A 21,395-nucleotide genomic window follows, 5' to 3' on the forward strand; every position below is an offset into this window, starting at 1 on the left:
GAATGCTACACGCCGGCCGCGCGGCGACGCTACGGCTATTTCGCGCTGCCGATCCTGCATCGCGGCCGGCGTGTAGCATTCCAGGCTGTAGTCGAAATCGAACATCGCGCGCAGCCGTGTGCGATCCCATACCAGCGGATCGAACGGCGACAGCAGCGCCGTATGCGTGGCGCGCAACCGTCCGCGCAAGGCCCGTTCCAGCAAGCCGGCGTGGTCCCTGTGCACGTAACCCGGAGCCGCCCAGCCCGGCACCGTCACCGCCAGCAACTCGCCGCTGGCCAGCAGCGGCGCCAGCTCGGCCGCGGCGACCCGCGGCTTCAGACGGTGGTAGTCAGCGATCCACTCGGCCGGAACCACACCCAGTGCACGCACGCTGTCGAGGATGAAACGGCGGCGCAGTTCGTCAGCCGGATACGCCGCCACGCGCGGGTCCGGCGGCGGATCGAGCCGCGCCAGCACCCGTTCGCTCAACTCGTACACGCGCTGGAAGCGTTCGCGTCGCAGCACCATCAATTCGCCCAACGCAAACCACGCCTCCAGCCAGCGCTTCTCGGGTTTCCACTCCCACCAGCCGGAGCTGGCCGCGCCCTGCCCGCGGGGAAAATCCGCGGCGCGCACCGGACCATCGGCGCGAATCCGGGCAAGCAGGTCGTCCATGCCGTCGCGTTGCTCGCGATGCATGCGCGTCGCGTGCCGGTGCGCCCAGTGGTTGTCGCGCCGGGCCAGCCACGCGCGGTGCCACGGCAGGTCGGCGGCGCTGACGAAGCAGGCCTCGTGCACCCAGGTCTCGGCCAGCTTGCCTTCTGCCAGCGCCTCGTCCAGCCATGCCATCGGGTAATCGCCCAGGCGCGCGTGCAGTACCAGATACGGGCTGCGCGCCACCACATGGATGGTGTCGATCTGCAGCACGCCCATGCGCCCGATGGCAGCCACCACATCGGCACGCCTGGCGCGGCGCTGCGGCGGTTGCAGCAGGCCTTGCGCGGCCAGCTGCAACAGGCGCGCCTGGCCGAGGCTGAGCGGGGATACAGCTGAATCCCTGCTCAACGGTGCGTCGCCTTCACCCGCATCGACCGACGATCTTGAGCGGACATATACACATCCCTTGCTAGTTTCGGTGCGAGTTCCGCCACGGTCGGACCCGCTTTTCGAACGCCCATTCTGGCATGGAGTATTTCATCATGAGCCTGCGCATCCCCCTGTATGGCGCCCTGCTGACCGCCGGCCTGTTGTCTGCCGGCGCATGCCTGGCGCAGGACAACCCCGCCCCGGCAGCTTCCGCGACCGCCACCGGCACCGCCACGTTCAACACGCCACAGGGCGAGGTCGTGATCAACAGCACACCGGCGCCGGCACCGACGATCGCGCCGCCGCCCTCGTTCCAGCAGCTGGCGGCAGGCGGCAAGAGCATCACGGAGGAGCAGGCCTCGGCGTACGCCCCGCTGGCCAACGACTTCCTCAACGCGGACAGCAACAAGAACGGCAAGATCAGCGAGGCGGAATACGCGCGCTGGGTGAAGCAGCTGCGTTGAAGCGTGTGCGGCGACACCCGTGAATCGTGCGTTCACGGGCTTCGGATAAAATTGCCGGCCTGTATCGACGGCCGGCATCGCGGCCGTCCCGCACCGGAAGGACATCCATGAGACTACCGCTCGCCCTGGCCTGTGTGGCGTGGGCCTGCGCGGTCGCCGCCAACGCGCACGCGCAGAATCCGGACCCGATGGACATCCGCGGCTGCACCGCGATCGAGAGCGACGCGCAGCGGCTGGCCTGCTACGACCAGGCCACCGGCCGGGTCAACCTGCCGGTGGCGCAGAAACGGCAAGTGCAGGCTGACGAGACCGGCGACGTGTTCGGCCACGATCGTCCCGGTGTTCCCGCCGATTCAGGCGCCGGCAACAGCGAGGTGGCGGTGCCGCTGTCGCTGCTGGACAGCCGCTGGGAGCTCGCGCCGGAAAGCAAGCTGGGCACCTTCAACGTACGCGGCTACAAGCCGGTCTACGTGCTGCCCATCTTCGCCAGCAGCAACCAGAACAACCAGCCGAACAGCCCCAACCCCGACAACGACGCCGCCGGCAGCGAGCGGCTGGACAACATCGAGGCGAAGTTCCAGCTGAGCCTCAAGGCCAAGATCTGGCAGGGCGTGTTCGGCGACGCCGGCGACTTGTGGGTGGGCTACACCCAGTCGTCGCGCTGGCAGGTCTACAACTCCACGCTGTCGCGCCCGTTCCGCGAGACCGACTACGAGCCCGAGGCGATGCTGATGTTCGACACCAGCTACCACGTGCTGGGCTGGGAGGGGCGCCTGCTCGGCATCGGCTTCAACCACCAGTCCAACGGCCGCGGGCTGCCGCTGTCGCGCAGCTGGAACCGGCTGATCGCCAATGTCGGCTTCGAACGCGAGAACTGGACGGTGATGATCCGGCCATGGTGGCGCATCCCCGAATCGCGAAGCATCGACGACAACCCCGACATCAGCGATTACGTGGGTCGGGGCGAGGTGGAGATCGTGCACGAGTGGAACAGCCAGGAGTTCGGGCTGACCCTGCGTGACTCCTTCCGCGGCGGCAGCCGCCAGCACGGATCGTTGCGCTTCGGCTGGAGCTTCCCGATCGCCGGCAACCTGCGCGGCTACGCGGAACTGTTCAAGGGCTACGGCGAGAGCCTGATCGACTACAACCACAACGCCACCTACCTCGGCGTGGGCGTGTCGCTGCTCGACTGGTACTGACCTGCGTCGCGTTGCCGGCGAACCTCACGGCTCGCAGGCAACGCCGGCGTCCCAGCTCAGTGGTGGTGGCCGCCCGCACCGTGCACGTGGCCGTGCGCCAGTTCTTCCTCGCTGGCAGCGCGCACGTCGGTGACTTCGATGGCGAAGTGCAGGGTCTTGCCGGCCAGCGGGTGGTTGCCGTCGATGAAGACCTTGTCGTCCTCGACGCGGGTGACGGTGACGTTGATCTCGCCCTGCGGGCCGCGACCCTGGAACTGCATGCCAGGCTGGATGTCCTCCACGCCCTGGAAGGCCGAGCGCGGCACTTCCTGCATCAGCTCGGGATGGTGCACGCCGTAGCCCTCTTCCGGAGCCACGTCGGCGGTGAACTTGTCGCCCGCCGAGCGACCTTCCAACTGCTTCTCCAGGCCCGGCACGATCTGGCCGCCACCGTGCAGGTAGGTCAGCGGATCACGACCGGCAGAGCTGTCGATGATCTGGTTCTGGTCGTCGGTGAGGGTGTAGTGGAAGGCGGCAACGGAATCTCGGGCAATCTGCATCATCTGGTCTCGCTCGGGGGGTCATGGGGGGCCGACCGCGGTCGGCAAAGAGGCAAAGCCTATCAGACCCGGCGTGCACGACCTGCGCAAAACGGCATCCCGGGCGCCGTCAACCGGCTCGATTCAGGCCGCAGCGAGCGCCATACCACGTTGATGGTTCACTTCTGCAAGCGGGCCCGCGTGTCGCGGCCGATCTTCTGCGGCGTGTCGGTGGGCGCGTAGCGCCTGACCACCTGGCCGTCGCCATCGACCAGGAACTTGGTGAAGTTCCACTTGATCGCCTCGCTGCCGAGGATGCCCTTGCCCTCGCTCTTCAGCCACTGGTACAGCGGCGCGGCGTGCTCGCCGTTCACCTCGATCTTGGCAAACATCGGGAAGGTCACGTCGAAGCGGGTGCTGCAGAAATCCTTGATCTCCGCTTCGCTGCCGGGCTCCTGATGGCCGAACTGGTCGCACGGAAACCCCAGCACCACCAGGCCCAGATCGCGCTGCTCCCGCCACAACGCCTCCAGGCCCTCGTACTGGGGCGTGAATCCGCACTGCGAGGCGACGTTGACCACCAGCAAGGTCTTGCCGCGCCATTCGCCCAGCGAGCGCGGCTTGCCGTCGATGTCGGTCACGGTGAAATCGTGGATGCTGGTCATGGCTTGCTCCGAAACTGCGGCGGGTGTCCCGCCAGCGTACGCCATCGACGCGCGCTCCGGCATATCCATATGCGGCACGCTCCTTTGGCGCCGCTGGTGCGCGCGGCTACCGTCAAGGCGTCCCGTCATGCCGGATTCGCCGTGCTCCATCTCGCCCTCGTGCTGCTGTCACTGCTGCTGCTCGCCGGCGTGTTCGGCCGCGCGCCGGACGACCGGTAATCGTCACCCCTGCGTGGCGGGAATCTCGAACACCTGGCGCAAGTAGGCCACGTAGGCCGGGTCCTCGCACATGTTCTTGCCGGGGGAATCGCTGAGCTTGGCCACCGGCTGGCCGTTGCAGCGGATCATCTTGATCACGATGTTGATCGGCGCCGGCCCCACGTCGTTGGTGAGGTTGGTGCCCACGCCAAAGGCGAGCTGGCAGCGGCCGCGGAAATGCGCGTAGAGCTGCATCACGCGCGGGATGTCCAGCCCGTCGCTGAACACCAGCACCTTGTTGCGCGGGTCGACGCGGTTGTCGCGGTAGTGCGCCAGCACCTTCTCGCCCCAGGCGAACGGATCGCCAGAATCGTGGCGGGTGCCGTCGAACAACTTGCAGAAGTACATGTCGAAATCGCGCAGGAAGGCATCGAGTCCGTAGACGTCGGACAACGCGATGCCCAGATCGCCGCGATACTCCTTCGCCCACGCTTCCAGCGCCGCCACCTGCGAATCGCGCAGTCGCGGCCCCAGCGCCTGGTGCGCCTGCAGGTATTCGTGCGCCAGCGTACCCAGCGGGGTCAGACCCAGCTCGCGCGCCAGCCATACATTGCTTGTGCCGGCCAGCTGCGCGCCCAGTTCGTCGCGCAAGGTGGTGACCACCTCCTGCTGCCAGCGCCGCGAATACCGCCGGCGGGTGCCGTAATCGGCGATGCGGCAGAGCGTGTAATCCGGTGCATCGCGCAGCATGGCGATCTTGTCGTGCAGGCGCCGACGCCCTTCGGCCAGGTCCAGCCCGGCGCTGGTGCGGCGGAAATACACCTCGTTGACGATCGCCAGCAGCGGCACCTCGAACATGATGGTGTGCAGCCACGGCCCGCGGATGCGGATCTCGATCTCGCCCGGCACGTCGGGCGATGGTGCGATCTCCACGTACTTCTCGTTGAGCTGGAACAGGCCCAGGAAATCGACGAAATCGCTCTTGATGAAGCGCCAGCCGCGCAGGTAATCCAGTTCGTCGGCACGAAAGCGCAGGCCGCACAGCGCGGTCAGTTCGGCGCGGATCTCCTCGATGCACGGCACCAGGTCGATGCCCGGCGTGCGGCACTTGAAGCGATATTCCACCTCGGCCGCAGGATACTGGTGCAACACCACCTGCATCATCGAGAACTTGTACAGGTCGGTGTCGAGCAGCGATTCAATGACCATCAGGCGCCCAGGGCAGGAGGAAACGGCAACACCGGCCATTATCCACGGTCGGGCGCCGACGCCGGGCAAAATAAAACCCCATCGGCCAGGGGAGGACCGATGGGGTTTGTCAGGCGGCCTCCAGGGGAGGTAAGGCCGGCCCCTCAGCAGGGCGATGCGTTGCCCCGCTTCTTGTCGCCGTCACGGCGATACACGGGCTTAGTGTGGACGCCGCTGCGTGAGTTCAACGTGCAGGCCCGCCGCTGTTCAGCGCCGCGACAGGTGCGCAACCCTGCCCCGCGCCGAGGCTGGGCCCTACACTGGGCCACCACGGAGAACCCCATGCGCGGAACCTCGATCGACGCCCCCCGGACGATGCGGATCGCCGCCTTGCTTTCGATCGCGCTGGCCCTTCTCGGCAGCAGCCGATGCGTGCAAGCCGCCGAACTCCGCATCGACCTGGGCCACGGCGCCACCCGCTGGAGCACTGCCACCCTGCTGGCGCGCCCGGATGCGCGCACCATCACCGTGCTCGGCGACGTGGCGTTCAAGCGCACCCGGCACTACCGCGCCGTGCCGCTGGCCAACCTGCTGCCCGGCATCGGCGCCGGCGATCACCTGCAATTTGTCGCGACGGACGGTTTCGTCGCCGAGATCCCGGCCACGCTGATCCTCAACCGGAGCGGCAGCGTCGCCTGGCTGGCGATCGAGGACCCGGCCCGGCCGTGGCCGACCCTGCCCGGTGGCCACGGCCACGCCGGCCCGTTCTATGTCGTGTGGACGCAGCCGCGCGTGACGGGCGTGGGGCCGGAACAATGGCCGTACCAGCTGGCCAGGATCCGCCGCGCCGACAGCGTGGCCGCGCGGTTCCCGGCCATCCTGCCGGATCCGGCAACGCCGGCGGACAGCGCCGTACGGCGGGGGCTGGCCGTGTTCCAGCGCACCTGCTTCGCCTGCCATACCCTCAACGGCGTCGGCGACGCCCGGCTGGGGCCGGATCTCAACATCCCGCACAACCCCACCGAGTACCTGCGTGCCGATCTGCTGCGCGGCTACATCCGCAATCCGCAGTCGCTGCGCCGCTGGCCGCAGGCGAAGATGCCCGGCTTCGACACCCGCGCCCTCTCCGACGCCGACCTCGACGACCTGCTCGCCTACCTGCGCCACATGGCGGGGCGAAAGGTGGCGCCGGGCGGCGACCCCTGAGGGCCTGCTCAGGGTGATGCGGCTTCCGCGTCGCCCCCGTGCGTCGGCGGCATCAATGTTTCCAGCTCGTGGTCGCGGCGCTGCCGGGGTTCCCGTGCCAGCGTGCGGACTTCGGCGTAGAACGCGGACCAGCGCTGCCCCGAGCGCTGGAACAGCATGCCAAAGGCGGGCACCCAGCGGTCATACAAGCCGAACGGCAACAGCCGGGCATTGTTGATCGGTTGCGCCACCCACGCATCGTAGCGATGGTCGTCCGGCCAGTGGCGGTCGCGCCACTGCGCGTAGCGCCGGCGGAACGCAGCGATCTCGCCCAGCTTGCCGGCTTCCATCGCCTCGGCGTCGACGCCGCTGGCATACAACACCTTCAGGCGCTCGCGCAGATCCAGCACCAGCCGGGTGAAGCCCTCGGCGATCGCGTCATCGTGGCCTTCAACCGGCGGCAAGCCGCGCGAGGCACGCCATTCGCGCAGGCCCTGGCGCTGCACGAAGCTGGCGAAGGATTCGTTGAACGCGCTGTCGCTCTTCACGTAGATCAGCTGGTGCGCCAGCTCGTGGAAGATCGTGCCGGCCAGTTCGTCGTCGTCCCAGCGCAGCATGCTGGACAACACCGGATCGGCAAACCAGCCCAGCGTCGAATACGCCGGCACGCCACCGATCCACACATCGTCGCCACGGCTACTCCAGCGCGCGGCATCGGCCTGCGCCGCCTGCTCGCTGAACCAGCCCCGGTACGCCACGCAACCGGCGATCGGAAAGCATTGCGGCACTGCCTGCACCGAGTAGCGCGGCGCGGCAAACACGTTCCACACCACGTAGTCGCGATCCAGCGACACGTAACCGGTATAGCTGCGGTTGTCGGGCAGGCCGAGTTCACGCGAAGCGAACCGGCGCGCCTGCAGCGCCAGACGCAGGCGCGCGGCCAGCTGCGGATCTGTGTGCGGGTTGGCGAGCACACGCTCGATCGGGTGGCGATGCACGACCAGTTCGGCTTGCCCGCGCGCCGCCTGCGCGTAGTAGCGCACGCTGGTGCAGGCGGACAGGGTGAATCCCGCCACCATCAGGAGGGCAAACCGGAATACCACGGCGGATGCACGTGATGATCGCGAAGGCATCCGCCGATTGTGCCTGAACGCCCGGTGCTAGCGGGCGCGGCGGAGGTCAATGGCGGCGGTCGCCGCGGTCGCGCGAATCGCGTCCGCCACGCTGCGAGTCGCGATGCCCGGAGCGGCCATCATTGCGGTAATGACCGCGGTCGTCGCCGCGGTGGCGATAGTCGCGCCCGTAGTCGCGACCGTGATAACGCGGGTAGCGCGAACCGCCGTACCAGTGCGAGCTGATGCCGATGCTCACCCCAGGCGAGTAGCAGCAACCGTAGTAGCCGCCGTAATAACCACCGTAATAGGCCGGCCCGTAGTAACTGTCGTAAGGCGAGCCGTAGTAAGTCGTGCCGCTGCCGTAATAGGCGTCACCCGCCGACCCGCCGCCACGCACATAGGTGTAGCCGGGGTCGTAGTAGCAACCGGACAGCGCCGCCACTGCCACCATCAATCCAATGCAAGCGAGCTGTCGTTTCATGGTTCACCTCCGCGGTGATTCACCAGCCCTACGCTGGACCACGCCGCTTGAACTCTCCCTGAGCGACGCCGGCGCCCCACGGCGGCGGCGCCGTGGGGTTTCAGCCTTTGCGCTTGCCCAGGTCGTCGCGCGGCGAAGCCGTCACAGGGGCATCGCCACCCGCTCCGGTCACCGGCGCGTGCATCTCTGCCGCGTTCGACGTCGCTGGCGACGGGTTGGCGCCCGGCCAGGATGGTTCGCGCTGGTCCCGCTCATGCTTGGCATCGAGCAGGGCCTGGATATGCGCCACGGCCTCTTCCGGACTGATGTGCGCGACGGGTCGCTGGCCGGCGGCAGACGGACGCGCGGAAGGCCCGGTTGACGCACGGCCCGCGCTGCCGGCGGCGACTGGCCGCGTGGTTGCCGGCTTCCGCGTGACGGGTTTCTTCGCGGGTGTCGCCTTGGCCACGGCTTTTGCCGGAGCCGCCTTGCGGGTGGCGGACTTGCGCGGTGCTGCCTTGCGCGCGACGGCCTTCTTCGGTGCCGCGGCCTTGCGCGGCGCCGTCGCGGTGCGGGCGCGCGACTTGTTCGCTGCCTTCTTCGGCGCAGCCTTGCGGGCGACGACCTTCTTCGTCGCCGGCCGTTTGCTCGCGACCTTCTTCGCGGTGCGCTTGCTGGCCACCCGCTTGGCGGCGACCGGCTTCCTGACCGCGGCCTTCTTCACCGCAGCCTTCTTCACCGCGGATTTCTTCGCGACGGACTTTTTCGTGACGGATTTCTTCGCCGGGGACTTCCGTGCGGAAGCCTTCTTCGTGGCGGCCTTCTTCGCCGGAGCCTTCTTCACGGGGGCCTTCCGGGTGGCGGCCTTTGCTCCGCTGGACTTTTTTGCCGATGCCTTTCTTGCCGCGGACGTCTTCGCTGCCGACTTGCGGGTCATTGCCATGCGTTCGTTCTCCTGCGGTGAGCGGTGAGCAACGCGGCCAGTATGCGCGTATCGGCGCGCGACGGCATTACGCAGCGCAAGAAACGTTCATCTGCACGCCGGTCGACGAAACCCGCTCTCAGCCCGGATGCATCAACGCATCCAGAAAATGCGGCAGCACGCGATGATTGATCACGATGGTGAACAGCACGCCATAGGCCGCGCCCCACAGATGCGCGCTGTGGTTGACGTTGCCCTGCCCCCGTCGGTCCATGTAGATCGAATAGGCCGTGTACAACACCGCGTAGACGATCGCCGGCATCGGGATCACCAGCACGATGATCTGCTGCCACGGCGCGATCAGGATGTAGGCGAACAGCACTGCGGACACCGCACCCGACGCACCCAGGCTGCGGTAGTCCGGGTTGTCCCGGTTCTTCAGCCAGGTCGGCAGGATCGAGACCACCAGCCCGCCGATGTAGAACAGCGCAAAGCCCAGCGTACCGAGCATGCCGGTGTAGAACGGCTCCATCGCGCGGCCGAAGAAGAACAGCGTGAACATGTTGAACAGCAGGTGGCCGACATCCGCGTGCACCACGCCGTAGGTCACCAGCCGGTGGTACTCGCGCTGACGGGTGATTGCCGGCGGCCACAGGATCAGGTCGTTCATCAGCCGCGCGTTCCTGAACGCCATGAACGAGACGACGCAGGTGATCGCAATGATGGCCAGGGTGATCGGCATGGACGGTTCCGTGACGCAAAGGTCGGCATCTTGGCGCGTCGCCCCGGGCTTGTCGACTCGACTGGAGGAAGCGGGCTTATATGCCCGGCGCGGTGCGGCTTATGCGAAAACGGCAGTGTCGCTGCCGCAGCCGCCCCTCTATCATCTGCCGTTTTGCACCGCGCCCGCGGTCGGACGAAACACATGAGCCCGCTCCGATACCTGCATCTGGACGTCTTTGCGGCCACCCTCGGCGGCGGCAACCACCTGGGCGTGGTGATCGGCGCGGACGACTGGGACAGCGCAGCGATGCAGCGTTTTGCGCGCTGGACGGCGCTGGTGGAAACCACCTTCCTGCTGCCGCCGACCGATCCCCGGGCGAGTTACCGGGTGCGCATCTTCACGCCACACGACGAGATTCCGTTTGCCGGCCACCCCAGCATCGGCAGCGCCCACGCGGCGCTGGAAGCGGGCCTGGCCACGCCGCGCAACGGACTGCTGTGGCAGGAGTGCGGCGCCGGCGTGTTGCCGATCCGGGTCGAAGGCACGGGCGCGACACGCGAACTACTGCTGCGCTCGCCGGGCGAACGCGTGCTGGCGACCGGCCGCGAGGCCGATCCGTTGCTGCCCGCGGCGCTGCATGGCGTGACCGATGGCGCGCTGCCGCCGGCGCTGGTCGACGGCGGCCGACGCTGGTGGCTGGCCGAGGTCGCCGACGAAGCCAGCCTGCGCGCCTGGCAACCCGACCACGCGGCCATCCTCGCGCTGGCCCGCGCCAGCAGCAGCATGGGGCTGTGCGCCTTCGCCCGCGTGGCATCGGATCAGCCCCGACTGGTCGTGCGCGCCTTCCCCGCCGGTGTGGGCATCGTCGAGGATCCCGCCTCCGGCGCCGCCAACGGCCTGATCGCCGCGTGGATCGCGCACGCCGAACCGCACGGCCCGCTGGCCCGCGGTTACCGGGTCAGCCAGGGCCGCGAGATCGGCCACGATGCACAACTGATGGTGCACATCGACCACGACGCAATCTGGGTCGGCGGGCGCAGCCACACCGTCGTCGACGGCAGCCTGGCCTGGTCAGCGTGAGTTTTTCCGACACATCGATGCCCGGGAAGAAAACCATGGACCGCGCCTTTTCCCCCAAGCGCTGACACGCACGCGCCCACGGCTTAAGCTCGTTGCACCTGCGAACGCCGGGAGCGCACGATCGTGTTCCATCCCTTGCACAGGCTGGGCCGCGCCCTGGCCCGTTACCTGTCGAAGCCGCGCGTCGGCGACATGCATTTCGGCACCTCGCGCTACGACATGCTGGAGGCATCGCTGCAGCCGGCCGACGTGCTGCTGGTGGACGGCAGCAGCCGCATCGGCACCGCGATCAAGTACGTCACCCAGTCGAGCTGGTCGCATGCGGCGCTGTACGTGGGCGACGCCCTGCACGACCGCTTCCCCGCCCTTGGCGCGCACGTGCTGATCGAAGCCGACGTGGTGGAGGGCGTGCGTGCGCTGCCGCTGGAGGCATATCGCGGGGCGCACACGCGCATCTGCCGCCCGGTCGGGCTGCACGCGGGCGAGATCGAGCAGGTGATTGAACACGCCGCGCGTCGCCTCGGCCAGCTCTACGACATGCGCAACGTGATCGACCTGATGCGCTACCTGCTGCCGACGCCGCCGGTGCCCGGACGCTGGCGCCGACGCCTGCTGGCGCTGGGCAGCGGCGAGCCGACCCGGGCGATCTGCTCGTCGCTGATCGCGGCGGCCTTCCAGAGCGTGCGTTATCCGATCCTGCCGATGCTGGAGCGCGACTACCGCCAATTGCGCGGCGCCCAGCGCGCGCGCCGGGAGATCCTGCACATCCGCAGCTCCAGGCTGTTCACGCCACGCGACTTCGACATCTCGCCCTACTTCCGCATCATCAAGCCGATGATCGAACGCGGCTTCAACCCGCACCATCTGAACTGGGCGACCCTGACGCCGGACGACCTGGTACCTGCCGATGCGTCGCCGTCCACGGGGTCGGCGCAGGCATCAGGCTGAATCGGCGCGCGGCTCAGCGCAGGTTCGGCAGCGCCGCCAGGCACGACTCGCGACACAGATAGCGCTGGTTGGTCGCCGCGCCGTCATACAGATAAGCCGCGCCGCCGGCGAAAATCTCCCACTGGTAGAGCTTCCCCGCGCGACGCAGGGTGCCGCGGTAGCTGCACGGCATGATGATCGCCTCGGCATCGAACGTGGCCGCATCGACCAACTCGGCCAATGCGAAGTAACGCGATACACCGGCACGATCGAGCGTCAATTCACTGCAGATGTCGGCATCGGCGCGCGTGGTGTCGAGGTGCCGCTGCAGCGACACCACTTCGATGACATCGCCACCGCGCACCGACGCACACGCCGTCAACGCCACGCACAGCCACACCAGTCCGAACGCCCTGTTCACGGTTTGCCTCCCGTGGTCAGCGCCTGCAGCAGCTGGGCGCCCTCGGTGACTTCCTTGCGTGCAATCGCGCCATGCGCATAGACGTCGCTCAGCAGATTCAGGCTGAACTGGCCGACCAGGATATCCACCAGGTATTTCAGCGACTTCAGCTGCTCCGGCGTCGGCGTCTCGAACGCCTTCTGCGCCGGCTGGAACATGCCCACCACCTCGATGCCCAGCGAGTCCTGGTTGGAGGGATAACGCGACGGATAGGCCTTGCCCACTTCGTGCCGCGACAGGTTCCTCGCGCGGGTGCCGAACCCCACGCCCTTGGCATGCATCAGCGAGGCGATCGTCTTCAGCTCCTGCGGATCGCAGCCGTGCTCGACCTGGCAACGCGCCAGCAGCACGCCCACGTGCCAGCACACCTGGTCGACGCGCGCGGTCTGACAGATCTTGCCGGCCTTGTCGATCAGGAAGTGCGCGCCGGTCTGCTTGCCGCCGGCGTAGGCACTGAACGTGCTGGTGGCATCGGACGAATCGGTCCGGTGCAGCACGATCGCGTGGACGGCGTCCAGGCTGCCATGCTCGATCGACGCATACAGTTTGACCTCGATCGCCGGGTCGACGAGCTTGCCCTTGTCCAGCTTGGCCATCGACCGCCCCTCCCGTGCAGATGCACCGCCGCACGATGCTGCAGCCCGCGGGCGGAGGCGTCAAGAAAACGCCATCAGGCCGACTCGCCCGCCGCCCGCCCCGACGCCCACGCCCACTGGAAGTTGTAGCCGCCGAGCCAGCCGGTGACGTCGACCACCTCGCCGACGAAGTACAGCCCCGGCACGAGCTTCGATTGCATGGTGCTGGAGGACAGCCCGTCGGTGTCGACGCCGCCGAGGGTGACTTCGGCGGTGCGGTAGCCTTCCGTGCCGCTGGCGGTGATCGGCCAGGCGGCCAGCTGCGCGCCGATCTGCGTCAGTTCGGGTTCGCGGTACTGGCGCATCGGGCGGTTGCCGAGCCATTGCTCGCACAGGCGCTGCGCGAGGCGTTTCGGCAGCACCTCGCCGAGCACGGTCTTCAGTTCCGCCAGCGGTCGCGCCGCGCGTTGACCGACCAGGTACGCACCAAGGTCGAGGTCCGGCAGCAGGTCGAGACGCAGGTCGTCACCGGGCTGCCAGTACGAGGAGATCTGCAGGATCGCCGGGCCGCTGAGGCCGCGATGGGTGAACAGCAATCCGGCGCGAAAGCCCTGCTTGCCTATGCGAGCCTCCGCCATCGGCAACGCCACGCCGGCCAGATCCGCGTAGTGCTCCTGGTGCTTGCCGCTCAGCGTGAGCGGCACCAGGCCCGCGCGCGTGGGCAGCACGGCATGGCCGAACTGGCGCGCCAGTTCGTAACCGAAGCCGCTGGCGCCCATGCTGGGAATCGACAGCCCGCCCGACGCCACCACCAGCGACTCGGCATGCACCTCGCCACGTGCGGTGAGCACGCTGAAGCCCTCCGCCGTCTTGCGCACGCGCTGCACGGCGCAGTTCGCCTCGACCGTGACGCCGGCCGCGGCGCACTCGTCCAGCAGCATGCGCACGATCTGCTTCGAGGAGTCGTCGCAGAACAGCTGACCCAGCTCCTTCTCGTGCCAGGCGATGCGGTGCTTCTCCACCAGCGCGATGAAATCCCGTGGCGTATAGCGCGCCAGCGCGGACTTGGCGAAATGCGGGTTGGCCGAGAGGTAATTGGCCGGGGTCGTGCCCAGGTTGGTGAAATTGCAGCGGCCGCCACCGGACATCAGGATCTTCTTGCCAACCTTGTTGGCGTGATCGACCACCAGCACGCGTCGGCCACGCTGGCCGGCGGTGATCGCGCACATCAGGCCGGCAGCGCCGGCGCCGATGATCAGCACATCCACTTTCACGAATACGGGTTCCCGCCGAACTGGTCGCGCATTATCGCCTGACAGCATCGCTTACACTGAACGACCCGCCCCACCCGAGCCCTGCCATGCCTTCCTTCGACGTGATCTCCGAAGTCGACAAGCACGAACTGACCAATGCCGTCGACCAGGCCAACCGCGAACTGACCACGCGCTTCGACTTCAAGGGCGTGGACGCGAAGTACGCGCTGGAGGATTTCGTGATCACCCAGAACGCGCCCAGCGAATTCCAGCTGCAGCAGATGCTGGACATCCTGCGCGCGCGCCTGATCGCGCGAAAGATCGACGTGCGCGCACTCGACGTCGGCGAGCCGGAAACCAACCTGGGCGGCTCGCGCCAGAAGATCACCGTCAAGCAGGGCATCGAGCAGCCGATGGCGAAGAAGCTGGTGGCCGAGCTGAAGGCGGCCAAGCTCAAGGTCGAGGCGCAGATCAACGGCGACAAGCTGCGCGTCAGCGGCAAGAAGCGCGACGACCTGCAACTCGCAATGGCGGTGCTGCGCAAGGCCGACGTCGAACTGCCGCTGCAGTTCGACAATTTCAGGGATTGAAGCCCGGGATTCGGGATTCGGGATTCGGAAAAGCAACAAAGCATCGCCTGTCAGCCACGGCCTGTATCCCGACGTAGGGCGGGCAATGCCCGCCGCTCTTGTCGCCATGACGCAAGGCGAAAGCTGGCGGGCAGTGCCCGCCCTACACGGCGCGTGCGACGCTTTTGCCGAATCCCCAATCCCCAATCCCAAATCTCTACGCCTTACCCAACAACCGCCCACCCATCGCGGCATTGACGGCCACCACCACGGCCACCGCCAGCGCATGCGTCAGCAGGTCGGTGGAGGCGGAATCGAACGCGTGGCAGATCTCCAGCAGGCTGGCCGAGGCCGCCGCGCTGGCCAGGCCGATCAGCACCGCCGCGAGTACCGGCCGCAGCGGGCAGGCGCGGCGCAGCAGCACGATCAGCAGCGCGGAGAGCGGGATCGAGAAGGCGATGATGAAGGTCAGGCAGTCGGCGGTCTGATGCAGCCCGGCCACTTCGGTGCCCGGCGCGATCCATGTGCGCAGGCAGCCGAGACCGCTGGCACCGATCCACAGCAGGGCGCCGGGCAGCGGCAGCCACGCCCAGGCGACACGCCGCCCCGGCACGGCCAGCGCGAACGCCGCCCAGGCTGCGCTGATCGCGGTGATCACGGCACCCATGCCGGCCCAGGCCAGGTCCGGCGTGGCGCTCCAGCGGCGCAGCATCGGTTCCGCGCCGTAGTGCATCAGCAAGCCGGCCGCCAGCGCCGCGACCAGCAGCAGCCAGCCGGCGGTGCGCAGCCATGGCGGCAGCAGCCGCCGCACCGGCACCAGCTCGGTGCCGAGGCGGTCGATCAGCGCCTCATGGGATCGCGGGTCGGACGTCACGTCAGGGTTCTCCATGGAAGCGCTCGCGCAGCGCCTTCAGCGCGCGATGCAGATTCACTTTCAGCGCGCCGGAGTTGCGCCCGGTCAGCTCGGCCGCCTCGCTGAGCGAGCGCTCGCGCAGGCCCAGTTGCTCCACCGCCTCGCGCTGGCCGGGCGGCAACTCGGCGATCGCCTCGTGCAGCCGCTGCGCGCGCTGCTCGCTTTCGGTGGCGGCGCTGGCGTCGTCGCGGTCCGGATGATTGTCGAGCGCGAATTCGTCGTGCAATTCGCGGCTGTCGCGGCGGCCGCGGCTGCGCAGGGAGTCGATCGCGCGGCGAGCGGCGATCGCGCCGAGCCAGGCGTCGTAGGAACGGGTGGGGTCGTAGGTCTGGCGCACGCGATGCACGGTGATCAGGGTTTCCTGCACCACGTCATCCACATGATCGGGCGCCACACCCTGGCGGCGTGCCACAGTGCGGATCAGCGCCACCGAATCGGCCAGCAGTTTTTCGTAGGCACGCCGGTCGCCGGCCTGCGCAGCGGCCATCCACGCCGACCGCCGCCGATCGGGCGATTCGCTGGCGCTGACGGCGGCGGATTCGGCTGGCACGGTCCGGACGGGACTCATCCCACGGGAAAGTCCACTATCTAGACCCATGAAGGCGGTGGCGGTCAAGGCTTGCGGCATCTCCGCTCCACGACGGGAGGCATGTCGGGTATTCGCCGCATCCCGCGCCGACGTTACCTCGCGCCGGTCATGTAACCGCCGACCGCGCGATGGCGAATAGCCACACAACCACCCACGGATGAATCCCATGCTCGTGTTGATCCTCGCCTATCTCGGCGGCGTCCTGACCATCCTCAGCCCGTGCATCCTGCCGGTGCTGCCGTTCGTGTTCGCCCGCTCCGACCGGCCGTTCATGCGCAACGGCTTCCCGATGCTGCTGGGCATGGCGATCACCTTCGCCGTGGTCGCCACGCTGGCCGCGCTCGGCGGCGGCTGGGCGGTGCACGCGAACCAGTACGGCCGCTGGGTGGCGATGGCGGTGCTGGCCTTCCTCGGCCTGACCCTGCTGTCGACCCACCTGGCTGAGTGGATCACGCGCCCGTTCGTGGCGCTGGGCAACCGGCTGTCGCAGCGCTCGGCCGCGGACGGCGACTCGGTCTGGGGTGCAGCCGGCCTCGGCGTGGCCACCGGCCTGCTGTGGGCGCCGTGCGCGGGGCCGATCCTGGGCCTGCTGCTGACCGGTGCCGCGCTGAACGGCGCCAGCGTGCAGACCACCCTGCTGCTGCTCACCTATGCCGCCGGTGCGGCCACCTCGCTCGGCCTGGCGCTGCTGATCGGCGGCAAGGTGTTCGCGCTGATGAAGCGTTCGCTGGGCGCCGGTGAATGGGTGCGTCGCGCGCTCGGCGTGCTGGTGCTGTGCGGCGTGGCCGCGATCGCGCTGGGCCTGGATACCGGCCTGCTCACCCGCGTCTCGCTGGCCAGCACCAGCGGCATCGAGCAGAAGCTGATCGACGCCGTGCGTCCGGCGCCGGCGCCGCAGCCGCAGCTGAAGGCCGGCGACCCGCTGCCGGTGGAAGGCACGTTCCCGTCGCTGGCCGGCGCCACGCAGTGGCTCAACAGCCCGCCGCTGACTACCGAATCGCTGCGCGGCAAGGTGGTGCTCGTCGATTTCTGGACCTACTCCTGCATCAACTGCCTCCGCTCGCTGCCGTACGTGCGCGGCTGGGCCGACAAGTACAAGGACCACGGCCTGGTGGTGATCGGCGTGCATGCGCCGGAGTTCGCGTTCGAGAAAAACCCGGCCAACGTCGCCAAGGCGGTGAAGGACCTGGGCGTCGACTACCCGGTCGCTCTGGACAACGACTACGCGATCTGGAGAGGGTTCAACAACGAATACTGGCCGGCGCATTACTTCATCGACGCGCAGGGACGGATCCGCCACCACCACTTCGGCGAAGGCGAATACCGGCAGAGCGAAGACGTGATCCGTCAGTTGCTGACCGAGGCCGGCCAGAAGGACCTGCCGGGCGGCTACGTGCGCGACGACCATCGCGGGGTGGAGGCGGCGGCGTCGAACGACCCCACCCGCTCGCCCGAGACCTATGTCGGCTACGCCCGCGCCAGGAACTTCGTCGGCGGCCGCGTGGCGCGCGACGAGCCGCACGATTACCGCGCGCCCTCCGCGCTGACCGCCAACCAGTGGTCGCTCGATGGCCGCTGGACCGTGCATGACGAGAACGCGCAACTGGAACAGGCCGGCGGCGCGATCGTCTACCGCTTCCGCGGCCGCGACCTGCACCTGGTGCTCGGCCCGGCGGCCGACGGCAAGCCGATCCGCTACCGCGTCACCATCGACGGCAAGCCGCCCGGCGCCGACCACGGCATGGACACCGATGCCGACGGCAACGGCACCATCACCAGCCAGCGCCTGTATCAACTGGTACGCCAGGCCAACGGCAGCGGCGAGCGGCTGTTTGAAATCACCTTCCTTGATGCCGGCGTGCATGCGTACGCGTTCACCTTCGGCTGATCCGATCCGCCATTCCACCCATTCCGCAACCCGGGAGGCCGTCATGTCACGACTCGATGAAACCCTCGCGATGGATCGCCGCCGCTTCCTGCGCGCCGCGCTCGGCGGCGGTGCCCTGCTGGCCGTGGGCGGCGGATGGCTGGTACCGCGCCTGCACGCGGCGGCCAACACGCCGGTGGGCGAAGCCGGCAACGTGCTGCTCGAGATCTTCGACGATGCGGGCCGAGACCTCGGCGCGCGCGAGGTACCGAAGCTGGTGCTGAGCGACGCGCAGTGGCGGCAGCGGCTGTCGCCGGCGTCGTACGAGATCATGCGTCACGCAGGTACCGAGCGTGCATTCAGTGGCGAGCATGAACGCCCCGCCGTGCCCGGTCTGTTCCGCTGCATCGCCTGCGGCACGGCGCTGTACGACGCCGCCACCGAGTTCGACTCCGGCACCGGCTGGCCCAGCTTCTGGCAGCCGATCGCGCGGCGCAACCTGGTCGAGACGACCGACCACCTGTTCGGCATGATCCGCACGGCGATCAGCTGCAAGGGTTGCGACAGCCACCTCGGCCACGTCTTCAACGATGGCCCGCGGCCGACCGGCCTGCGCTACTGCATGAACTCGGTGGCGTTGCGTTTCGTGCCGCGCCGGACGGTCTGAACCGCCAGCCGCGGCCGACTTGGATTTCGCGGCGCGCGCCGCCATCTGCTCTGCAGGGCGTCGCCCGCCCGTTGCCGGAGTCCGTCATGAGCACCGCACTGAACATCCCCTGCCCGCATTGCAGCGCGCTCAACCGCGTGCCTGCCGAGCGTGTCGCCGAGCATCCGAACTGCGGCCGCTGCAAGCAGGGCTTGTTCGAAGGGCATCCGCCGGAACTCACGAGCGCGAACTTCGACGCGATCGCCGGCCGCGGCGACCTGCCGGTGCTGGTGGATTTCTGGGCACCGTGGTGCGGACCGTGCGTCGGCTTCGCGCCGGTGTTCGTGCAGGCCGCCGGCAAGTTCGAGCCGCGCCTGCGGCTGGCCAAGCTGGACACCGAGGCGCAACCGCAGATCGCGGCGCGCTTCAACATCCGCAGCATCCCCACCCTGGTCATGTTCAGGCAGGGCCGCGAGATCGCGCGGCAATCCGGTGCGCTGAACGCGGCGCAGCTGCAGCAGTTCGTCGAGGGCGCGCTGGCGCGGGGCTGATCAGCGCGCGGCGGTGCCCGCCGCCTGCCAGCGCAGCCAGTCGATCACTGCCGCCACGGCAGCGCGTGGTTTCGCCGGCGGTCGCACGATCCAGTAGGCGGTTCCCAGTGGCACGCTGAGCTCGCCGAACGGACGCAGCAAGCTGCCGTTCGCCACGTCGTCCGCGGCCAGTCGATGGCGCGCCAGCGCCACGCCCTGCCCCTGCATCGCGGCACGCAACACCAGGTCGGACGAGGTGTAGCGGGCACCGCCTTGCAGCGAGAGCCTGGCCGGTCCGTGCACGCTGCGCCACGCTTCCCATGACGCCTGCGGATCACGGTCGTGCAGCAGGCGCAGGCCAGCCAGTTGCGCCGGCTTGGATGGACGTCCGGACGTCTGCCACAGCATCGGACTCATCACCGGATACAGCGCATCGTCCATCAATCCCTCGGCATGCAGGTCCGGCCACGGCCCCGTGCCCATGCGGATCGCCAGGTCGACGCGGCCGTCGTCCAGCGCATCCAGCCGTTGCTCGACCTGCACCGACAGCTCGATCTTCGGATGCGCCTTTTCCAGCGCGGGCAACCGCGGCAGCAGCCAGCGGATCGCGAACGACGGCGAGGTGGACAGCGTCACCGCGTGCGCCGGCCGGGTTTCGCGCAAAGCGGCCACCGCCTGCTCGATGCCGCGCAGACCGGCCAGGGTGGCACGCCCCAGCGCCTCACCCTGCGGGGTGAACACCAGCGCGCCGCGACCGGCCGAGGCGCGCAACAGCGGCACGCCCAGCCAGCGATCCAGTTCGGCCAGGTGTCGACTCACCGAGGAATGCGCCAGGCCAAGCTCGCGCGCGGCGGCGCGCACACCGCCATGCGCGTAGACCATGGCAAACGCGCGCAGGGCATTCAGCGGCAGCTCGTTCATGGTCGCAATACTAGACCATAACGCGATCAGCACCGACCAGCCGCATGGCCGAACATGCGTGGCAGTCGACCATTGTGGAGCACGACCCATGGAACAACTGCTCGCCGCCGCCGGCCTGCTGTGCGTGGCCGCGATCACGCCTGGCCCCAACAATCTGGTGATCCTGCGCGCGGCCGGCACCGTCGGCATGCGCCGCACGCTGCCGATGATCGCCGGCATCGTGCTCGGCGGCCTGTTGTTGCTGGCGGTGACGGCGCTGGGCACGGCGACCGCCTTTGCGGCGCTGCCGTGGCTGCGCTACGGGACCGCCCTGGCCGGCGCGCTGTACCTGGCGTGGCTGGGCGCATCGCTGTGCGCGGCCGGCATCCGGCCACGTCCCGACACGACGGCCGCGCCGCGCCTGCCCGCCGGCACGCTGGGGCTGATCGGCTTCCAGTTCCTCAATCCGAAAAGCTGGCTGCTGGTGCTGACCGTGCTGGCCGCAATGCAGGCCACGCGAACGCACGATTACCTGCTGCTGGTGGCGATGTTCGTGCTGATCCCGGCGCCGTGCCTGTTGTTGTGGGCCGGCCTCGGCGCGTCGCTGGCGCGCTGGCTGGCCAGGCCGATCGCGCGGCGCGGCGTGGACATCGTCAGCGGCGCCTTGCTGGTCGCCTGCGCCGCGCTGCTGCTGATCGAACCCTGACCCACCCGGAGACCCGCGATGACCCTCTTCCAATCCTCTCCCGTCCGCCGCGTGCTTTGCCTGCCCGGCAGCCTGCGCCGCCATTCCTGGAACCGCCGTCTGCTGCACGCGGCCGTCGCGCAGGCGCCGGCGGGCCTGCAGTTGGAGCTCTGCGACGCCCTGGCGGCCGTGCCGCTGTTCGACGAAGACCTGGAGTCGCACGATCCGGCCGGCCCGCCCGGCGTGCAGGCGCTGCGCGCCGCGGCAGCCGCCGCCGACGGCCTGATCATCGCCACGCCCGAATACAACCAGGCCATCCCCGGCGTGCTGAAGAACGCGCTGGACTGGCTCTCGCGCGAAAGCCCGGCCGGCGAGGTGCTGGCCGGCAAGCCCGTCGCCGTGCTCGGCGCCAGCAGCGGCCCGTGGGGGACCCGGCTGGCGCAGGCCTCGTTGCGGCAGGTGCTGCACACCTGCGGGGCGCTGGTGATGCCGGCGCCGAGCCTGTTCGTGGCCCGCGCCGCCGAGCGCTTCGACGCGCAGGGCTGGTTGACCGACACGGCCACGCTGCAGTCGCTGCAGTCTTTCCTGCTCGCGTTCGATTCATGGATGGAGCGCCTGACGGCGCCCGCGATGGACGCGACGTCGGCCCTGATCGGCTGAGGCGTGCACCGGGCACCCATGCCTTTCAGCACAGT

The 21,395-nt window shown here is 68.7% G+C and carries 27 protein-coding genes; 13 read left to right on the top strand and 14 right to left on the bottom strand.

The window, feature by feature from the left end; genetic code table 11:
• On the bottom strand, positions 1–1,047 hold a 1,047-nt coding region (locus B1991_RS13570), incomplete at its 3' end, for a winged helix-turn-helix domain-containing protein (RefSeq protein ID WP_246031172.1).
• 134 nt (positions 1,048–1,181) lie between these two features.
• Between B1991_RS13570 and B1991_RS13575 the strand changes: the two genes are divergently transcribed.
• Positions 1,182–1,532, top strand: coding sequence for a hypothetical protein (locus B1991_RS13575; protein ID WP_136259216.1), 351 nt, complete (start codon positions 1,182–1,184; stop codon positions 1,530–1,532).
• A gap of 107 nt (positions 1,533–1,639) precedes the next feature.
• Positions 1,640–2,731 carry a phospholipase A gene (locus B1991_RS13580; protein ID WP_136259217.1) on the top strand — a complete coding sequence of 364 codons (1,092 nt, stop codon included), beginning with the start codon at positions 1,640–1,642 and terminating at the stop codon, positions 2,729–2,731.
• A 56-nt stretch (positions 2,732–2,787) separates the two neighbouring features.
• On the opposite strand, the gene B1991_RS13585 is transcribed toward B1991_RS13580, so the two are convergent.
• Positions 2,788–3,270: an FKBP-type peptidyl-prolyl cis-trans isomerase gene (locus B1991_RS13585; RefSeq protein WP_136259218.1), complete on the bottom strand. Its 483-nt coding sequence runs from the start codon at positions 3,268–3,270 to the stop codon at positions 2,788–2,790.
• A 158-nt stretch (positions 3,271–3,428) separates the two neighbouring features.
• Positions 3,429–3,914 (bottom strand): glutathione peroxidase, encoded by a 486-nt coding sequence (locus tag B1991_RS13590; RefSeq protein WP_136259219.1) that lies wholly within the window; start codon positions 3,912–3,914, stop codon positions 3,429–3,431.
• Between the two features lie 69 nt (positions 3,915–3,983).
• On the opposite strand from B1991_RS13590, the gene B1991_RS18690 reads away from it, so the two are divergent.
• Entirely contained in the window at positions 3,984–4,133 is a 150-nt protein-coding gene (locus tag B1991_RS18690) for a hypothetical protein (protein WP_168709648.1), read from the top strand.
• A 3-nt stretch (positions 4,134–4,136) separates the two neighbouring features.
• On the opposite strand, the gene pncB is transcribed toward B1991_RS18690, so the two are convergent.
• Positions 4,137–5,321, bottom strand: coding sequence for a nicotinate phosphoribosyltransferase (gene pncB / locus B1991_RS13595; protein ID WP_136259220.1), 1,185 nt, complete (start codon positions 5,319–5,321; stop codon positions 4,137–4,139).
• Between the two features lie 321 nt (positions 5,322–5,642).
• Here pncB and B1991_RS13600 point away from each other — a divergent pair, with 321 nt between their 5' ends.
• Entirely contained in the window at positions 5,643–6,506 is an 864-nt protein-coding gene (locus B1991_RS13600) for a c-type cytochrome (protein ID WP_425466696.1), read from the top strand.
• An 8-nt stretch (positions 6,507–6,514) separates the two neighbouring features.
• Here B1991_RS13600 and B1991_RS13605 read toward each other — a convergent pair whose 3' ends face one another.
• The 3 genes from B1991_RS13605 to B1991_RS18695 all read right to left on the bottom strand — a co-directional run bounded on the left by B1991_RS13605 (position 6,515) and on the right by B1991_RS18695 (position 8,370).
• Positions 6,515–7,564, bottom strand: coding sequence for an aminopeptidase (locus tag B1991_RS13605; protein ID WP_136259244.1), 1,050 nt, complete (start codon positions 7,562–7,564; stop codon positions 6,515–6,517).
• A gap of 100 nt (positions 7,565–7,664) precedes the next feature.
• On the bottom strand, positions 7,665–8,081 hold the full coding sequence (locus B1991_RS13610) for a hypothetical protein (protein WP_136259221.1): 417 nt from the start codon (positions 8,079–8,081) through the stop codon (positions 7,665–7,667).
• Positions 8,082–8,181: 100 nt separating this feature from the next.
• Positions 8,182–8,370 (bottom strand): hypothetical protein, encoded by a 189-nt coding sequence (locus tag B1991_RS18695; RefSeq protein WP_168709649.1) that lies wholly within the window; start codon positions 8,368–8,370, stop codon positions 8,182–8,184.
• Between the two features lie 106 nt (positions 8,371–8,476).
• Between B1991_RS18695 and B1991_RS18700 the strand changes: the two genes are divergently transcribed.
• Complete coding sequence (locus B1991_RS18700) at positions 8,477–9,031, top strand: hypothetical protein (protein ID WP_168709650.1); 555 nt, start codon at positions 8,477–8,479, stop codon at positions 9,029–9,031.
• Between the two features lie 90 nt (positions 9,032–9,121).
• Here B1991_RS18700 and B1991_RS13620 read toward each other — a convergent pair whose 3' ends face one another.
• Positions 9,122–9,724 (bottom strand): rhomboid family intramembrane serine protease, encoded by a 603-nt coding sequence (locus B1991_RS13620; RefSeq protein ID WP_136259222.1) that lies wholly within the window; start codon positions 9,722–9,724, stop codon positions 9,122–9,124.
• Positions 9,725–9,907: 183 nt separating this feature from the next.
• On the opposite strand from B1991_RS13620, the gene B1991_RS13625 reads away from it, so the two are divergent.
• Both B1991_RS13625 and B1991_RS13630 read left to right on the top strand, forming a co-directional pair.
• On the top strand, positions 9,908–10,786 hold the full coding sequence (locus B1991_RS13625; RefSeq protein WP_136259223.1) for a PhzF family phenazine biosynthesis protein: 879 nt from the start codon (positions 9,908–9,910) through the stop codon (positions 10,784–10,786).
• A 123-nt stretch (positions 10,787–10,909) separates the two neighbouring features.
• Positions 10,910–11,734, top strand: coding sequence for a C40 family peptidase (locus B1991_RS13630; protein WP_136259224.1), 825 nt, complete (start codon positions 10,910–10,912; stop codon positions 11,732–11,734).
• A 13-nt stretch (positions 11,735–11,747) separates the two neighbouring features.
• Here B1991_RS13630 and B1991_RS13635 read toward each other — a convergent pair whose 3' ends face one another.
• From B1991_RS13635 to B1991_RS13645, 3 genes are all read right to left on the bottom strand, one after another.
• The gene (locus tag B1991_RS13635) at positions 11,748–12,134 is read right to left on the bottom strand and encodes a hypothetical protein (RefSeq protein ID WP_136259225.1); all 387 of its coding nucleotides are present in this window, start codon (positions 12,132–12,134) and stop codon (positions 11,748–11,750) included.
• Positions 12,131–12,769: a peptidoglycan recognition protein family protein gene (locus tag B1991_RS13640; protein ID WP_136259226.1), complete on the bottom strand. Its 639-nt coding sequence runs from the start codon at positions 12,767–12,769 to the stop codon at positions 12,131–12,133. The genes B1991_RS13635 and B1991_RS13640 overlap by 4 nt, the downstream gene beginning before the upstream one ends.
• Positions 12,770–12,843: 74 nt before the next feature.
• Positions 12,844–14,022, bottom strand: a complete 1,179-nt coding sequence (locus B1991_RS13645) for a BaiN/RdsA family NAD(P)/FAD-dependent oxidoreductase (RefSeq protein WP_246031173.1) — start codon at positions 14,020–14,022, stop codon at positions 12,844–12,846.
• An 86-nt stretch (positions 14,023–14,108) separates the two neighbouring features.
• Here B1991_RS13645 and B1991_RS13650 point away from each other — a divergent pair, with 86 nt between their 5' ends.
• Positions 14,109–14,591, top strand: a complete 483-nt coding sequence (locus tag B1991_RS13650) for a YajQ family cyclic di-GMP-binding protein (RefSeq protein ID WP_136259228.1) — start codon at positions 14,109–14,111, stop codon at positions 14,589–14,591.
• A gap of 196 nt (positions 14,592–14,787) precedes the next feature.
• Here the strand turns inward: B1991_RS13650 and B1991_RS13655 are convergent, their stop codons facing one another.
• Together B1991_RS13655 and B1991_RS13660 are read right to left on the bottom strand one after the other, a co-directional pair.
• A complete protein-coding gene (locus B1991_RS13655) occupies positions 14,788–15,459 on the bottom strand; it encodes an NrsF family protein (RefSeq protein WP_136259229.1) in 672 nt (223 codons plus the stop codon).
• A complete protein-coding gene (locus tag B1991_RS13660) occupies positions 15,446–16,051 on the bottom strand; it encodes an RNA polymerase sigma factor (RefSeq protein ID WP_168709651.1) in 606 nt (201 codons plus the stop codon). The genes B1991_RS13655 and B1991_RS13660 overlap by 14 nt, the downstream gene beginning before the upstream one ends.
• A 187-nt stretch (positions 16,052–16,238) precedes the next feature.
• Between B1991_RS13660 and B1991_RS13665 the strand changes: the two genes are divergently transcribed.
• The 3 genes from B1991_RS13665 to trxC all read left to right on the top strand — a co-directional run bounded on the left by B1991_RS13665 (position 16,239) and on the right by trxC (position 19,136).
• Complete coding sequence (locus tag B1991_RS13665; RefSeq protein ID WP_136259231.1) at positions 16,239–17,960, top strand: cytochrome c biogenesis protein DipZ; 1,722 nt, start codon at positions 16,239–16,241, stop codon at positions 17,958–17,960.
• Between the two features lie 43 nt (positions 17,961–18,003).
• Positions 18,004–18,606: a peptide-methionine (R)-S-oxide reductase MsrB gene (gene msrB / locus B1991_RS13670; protein ID WP_136259232.1), complete on the top strand. Its 603-nt coding sequence runs from the start codon at positions 18,004–18,006 to the stop codon at positions 18,604–18,606.
• 86 nt (positions 18,607–18,692) lie between these two features.
• The gene (trxC, locus tag B1991_RS13675) at positions 18,693–19,136 is read left to right on the top strand and encodes a thioredoxin TrxC (protein WP_136259233.1); all 444 of its coding nucleotides are present in this window, start codon (positions 18,693–18,695) and stop codon (positions 19,134–19,136) included.
• Here the strand turns inward: trxC and B1991_RS13680 are convergent, their stop codons facing one another.
• Positions 19,137–20,036, bottom strand: a complete 900-nt coding sequence (locus B1991_RS13680) for a LysR substrate-binding domain-containing protein (RefSeq protein ID WP_136259234.1) — start codon at positions 20,034–20,036, stop codon at positions 19,137–19,139.
• Between the two features lie 88 nt (positions 20,037–20,124).
• Here B1991_RS13680 and B1991_RS13685 point away from each other — a divergent pair, with 88 nt between their 5' ends.
• Both B1991_RS13685 and B1991_RS13690 read left to right on the top strand, forming a co-directional pair.
• Positions 20,125–20,721, top strand: coding sequence for a LysE family translocator (locus B1991_RS13685; RefSeq protein ID WP_136259235.1), 597 nt, complete (start codon positions 20,125–20,127; stop codon positions 20,719–20,721).
• Positions 20,722–20,739: 18 nt separating this feature from the next.
• Positions 20,740–21,360, top strand: a complete 621-nt coding sequence (locus B1991_RS13690) for an NADPH-dependent FMN reductase (protein WP_136259236.1) — start codon at positions 20,740–20,742, stop codon at positions 21,358–21,360.
• Positions 21,361–21,395 lie beyond the last annotated feature (35 nt).

It is taken from the genome of Rhodanobacter lindaniclasticus, from assembly GCF_004799035.1.
Taxonomy (GTDB): domain Bacteria; phylum Pseudomonadota; class Gammaproteobacteria; order Xanthomonadales; family Rhodanobacteraceae; genus Rhodanobacter; species Rhodanobacter lindaniclasticus.